The organism is Saccharomonospora saliphila YIM 90502 (assembly GCF_000383795.1).
GTDB classification, from domain to species: domain Bacteria; phylum Actinomycetota; class Actinomycetes; order Mycobacteriales; family Pseudonocardiaceae; genus Saccharomonospora; species Saccharomonospora saliphila.
Map to the genome: position 1 here is coordinate 1 of NZ_KB912653.1, position 3,826 is coordinate 3,826.

Consider the following 3,826-nt stretch of genomic DNA (forward strand, 5'->3'; position numbering starts at 1 on the left):
GCGTGCCCGCGGCCTCGGTGGCGTCGGTGGCGTCGGCCCGGCCGGGCGGCGGCACGGCCGGTACGAAGTTGCCGATGTTGCGCACGGTGAACAGGTCCCCCGGGCCGCTGGTGGTGATGACGTTCGGCACGAGCCGCGCGTCGCTACAGGTGAGGAACAGGGTGTGCGGCCGGGCGTCGTCGGCGAGCCTGCTCAGCGTCTGCCGCACCAGGGGCGCGGTGCGCCATTGAAACTCGGTGGCGCCCCGGTGCACCGGTCCGTGCCGCTGGTCGGGGATGTCGACGCCGTGCTCCTCGGCCATCCACTCCGACCACGGGGCCAGCCAGCGCGGCAGGTGCCGCGTCCCCTCGTTCCGGTGCACCGTGGGGGAGGCCGTCTTGCCCCGCGCGTACCAGGGATGCCCGATCTCGTCGACGACGACGGTCCCGCCGCCGCGTTCGTAGGACTGCTGCCAGCCGGACAGGCATTCGAAGGCGGCGTGGTCGAGGTAGTCGACCACGAGTTCCAGCCGCACCGTGCGCTGCTCGGGAATCGCGGCGAGCACCGACGAGAGCCGCGGCACCGACAGGAAGGTGAGCACCCCCTCGACGACGATCCGCCGCTGCGTGCCCTGCTCGACCACGTGGATGCCGGACCACATCGTGCGGCGCAGCATCAGGGCCACCGAGAGCGCGATACCGAGCAGCACCCCGGTGAGCAGGTCGATCACCACGACCCCGAGCAGCGTCACCGCGTACAACGGGAGGTCACCGTGGCCGCGGACCTGGCGGATGGTGTTGATGTCGACAAGGCGCACGCCCACGTGCACCAGCAGCCCGGCCAGCGCCGCGAGCGGAATGCTCTGGATCAGGGCCGTGAGAGCGACCGTGAACAGCAGCACCCACACCCCGTGCAGCACCGCCGAGGCGCGCGATCGCGCGCCCGCCGCGACGTTGGTGGTGCTGCGCACGATCACCCCGGTGACCGGCAGCCCACCGAGCGCACCCGAGGACATGTTCGCCAGCCCCTGCCCGACCAGCTCCCGGTTGAGGTCGGCGCGGGGCCGGGTGTGCATGCGGTCCACCGCGACCGCCGAGAGCAGGGACTCGACGCTGGCGATGAGCGCGACCGTGAGCACGGCGATGCCGAACGCGAACCAGGCGCCGTCGGCGGGAAGCTCGGGAACGAAGTCCACGGCGAGCACCGCGTCGGGCAGGTTGACCTTCTCCACCGGCATACCGGTGACCGTGGCCAGCACGGTGACCAGCGTGATCGCGGCGAGCGGGCCGGGCACCCGCCGCACGGTCCCCGGCAGGCGCGGCCACACGAGCAGGATGCCGATGGTCAGCAGGCCCACCAGGGCCGCGGCGTCGTGGTGGCCGATGATCTGGCCGGGCAACTCGGCGATGTTGGCCACCGCCGAGCTCTGCGGGTCGCCTCCGAGCACGATGTGGAGCTGGCCCAGCACGAGCGTGACACCGATGCCCGCGAGCATCCCGTGCACGATCGCGGGCGAGATGGCCAGCGCGGCGCGCGCGATGCGGCTCAGTCCCAGCAGGATCTGCACCGCCCCGGCCGCGACGATGATCGCGCAGGTGACCGCCCAGCCGAACTGGTCGATGATCTCGGCCATGACCACGGTGAGCCCGGCGGCGGGTCCGCTGACCTGGAGCACGGAGCCACCCGCGGCTCCGGCGACGACCCCGCCCACGACCGCGGCGATGATGCCCGCGACGACCGGCGCACCGGACGCGAGCGCGATGCCCAGCGACAGCGGGACGGCGACCAGGAAAACGACCAGCGACGCGGGCAGGTCGTGCCGCAGCACCCCCGCCAGTCCACCGCGCGACGACGAGCGCGCGGAGCCGGTCTCCTCGTCGGCGGCGTGCCCGGTGCCGGTGAGCGCGGCATCGCCGCGGACGGTATCGGTGGGCGCGGTGTCGCCGCGGAGAGTATCGGTGCGCTCGGAGCCCGCTCCGGTCCGCGCCGAGTGCCGCCCGGCGGCGCTGTCCGGGTCGCCCCCCGCGTTCCCGGAGGAACGCCCTGCGTCGCTCATGGTCAACCTCCTGGTCAGGGCCGTGGTTGGCCGTCACGACCAGATAACCGGAGATCCCACGAAAAGTCCGCTAATGAAAAAGACATTCATCTTTCCGGGACCGCCCAGTCGTCACAAAACGGACACGAGATCCGGGGATGATCGACGGGAACGTGCGGCATCTCTCACCCGGGTAGGCAACGGACCGTGGCCATCCGTCGCCGACCGTGGCGATACGCCCGGAACCACCCGCGCCGCGACCACATCGGGTGATCTTCGTCGAGGCGACGTGGTCCCGCTCACGTCACCGCGGCGGGCCTGCTCGCTCAGGCCACCCGTGCCGTGGCGACCATCGCCTCGGCGATGGCCGCGAGGTCGGACTCGGTGGCCACGTAGGGAGGCATCGCGTAGACGAGGTCGCGGAACGGCCGCAGCCACACGCCGCGGCTGGTGAGCGCCTCGGTCGCCACGGCCATGTCCACGTCGTGGTCCAGTTGCACCACGCCGATGCCGCCGAACACGCGGACGTCGATCACCCCCGGCAGCGCGCGTGCCGGGGCGAGCCCCTCGTTCAGCACGCGCCCGATCCGCTCGACGTCGGCACGCCACGCACCGTCGGCGAGCAGGTCGATCGAGGCGTTGGCCACGGCGGAGGCCAACGGGTTGCCCATGAACGTCGGTCCGTGCGCCAGCACCGGAACCTCTCCCCGGGAGATGCCCTCGGCCACGCCCGTCGTGCACAGTGTGGCGGCCATCGTGAGGTACCCGCCGGTCAGCGCCTTGCCGAGGCACAGCACGTCCGGGCTCACCCCGGCGTGCTCGGCGGCGAACAGGGCGCCCGTGCGCCCGAAGCCGGTCGCGATCTCGTCGAAGACAAGCAACACGTCGTGGGCCCGGGTGATCTCGCGCAGGGCCCGCAGGTACCCGGGATTGTGGAAGCGCATCCCGCCCGCGCCCTGCACGACGGGTTCGACGACGACGGCGGCCAGCTCGTCGGCGTGCCGCTCGACGGTCCGTGCGAGTTCGTCCACATAGGTCTCGTCCACGGGCGTGTCGACACCGGAGGGCGGTGCCGGGACGAAGACCTGTTCAGGCAGCACGCCACGCCACAGCGCATGCATCCCGCCCTCCGGATCGCACACGCTCATCGGGTGGAAGGTGTCGCCGTGGTATCCGCCGCGCCAGGTCAGCATGCGCCGCTTGTCCGCCCGGCCGCGCGAACGCCAGTACTGGAGGCACATCTTGAGGGCCACCTCGACCGACACCGATCCGGAGTCGCACAGGAAGACGTGCCGCAGCCCCTCCGGGGTGATGTCGGCCAGGGTGCTGGCGAGCCGGATCGCGGGCTCGTGGGTCAGCCCGCCGAACATCACGTGGCTCATCCGGTCGGACTGCTCCCGCAACGCGGCGTCGAGCGCGGGGTGCCGGTATCCGTGAACGGCCGACCACCAGGACGACATGCCGTCCACGAGCTCACGTCCGTCCGCCAGCCGCAGCCGCACCCCGGAGGCGCTCTCGACCAGCAGGGGCGCCACCGTACCCGGCATCGGCCCGTAGGGATGCCACACGTGCTCGGCGTCAAGGGCCAACAGGTCACCGGTCCGATCGCCCGGACCGTGGGGGTGCGCGGTTGCCATGCCCGGCACTCTAACGACGCGGTCCCCGGCTAGCGTGGGGTCATGCCCTCCAGTGCGCGGTACCGGCCGGTGACCCACGCCCGGCTGGTCGAGGAGCTGACGGCCGTGATCGCCGACCGCGCGCGGGACGGCGCCCGCCCCCGGGTGGCCGTGGACGGTGCCGGCACCGCGACCA

Annotated in this window: 2 protein-coding genes; both read right to left on the reverse strand. The window is 72.3% G+C overall.

The genetic code is table 11. The features are described from left to right. Positions 1-1,807, reverse strand: a 1,807-nt coding sequence (locus SACSA_RS0108695) for a bifunctional SulP family inorganic anion transporter/carbonic anhydrase (protein WP_028661693.1), incomplete at its 3' end; no start/stop codon positions are given. 533 nt (positions 1,808-2,340) lie between these two features. Further along, complete coding sequence (locus SACSA_RS0108700) at positions 2,341-3,651, reverse strand: adenosylmethionine--8-amino-7-oxononanoate transaminase (protein ID WP_019815134.1); 1,311 nt, start codon at positions 3,649-3,651, stop codon at positions 2,341-2,343. Positions 3,652-3,826 lie beyond the last annotated feature (175 nt).

What these genes read in the sequence shown, in the direction of transcription:
- SACSA_RS0108700 (WP_019815134.1), bottom strand. Translation starts at nt 3,651, where the DNA reads ATGGCAACCGCGCACCCCCACGGTCCGGGCGATCGGACCGGTGACCTG.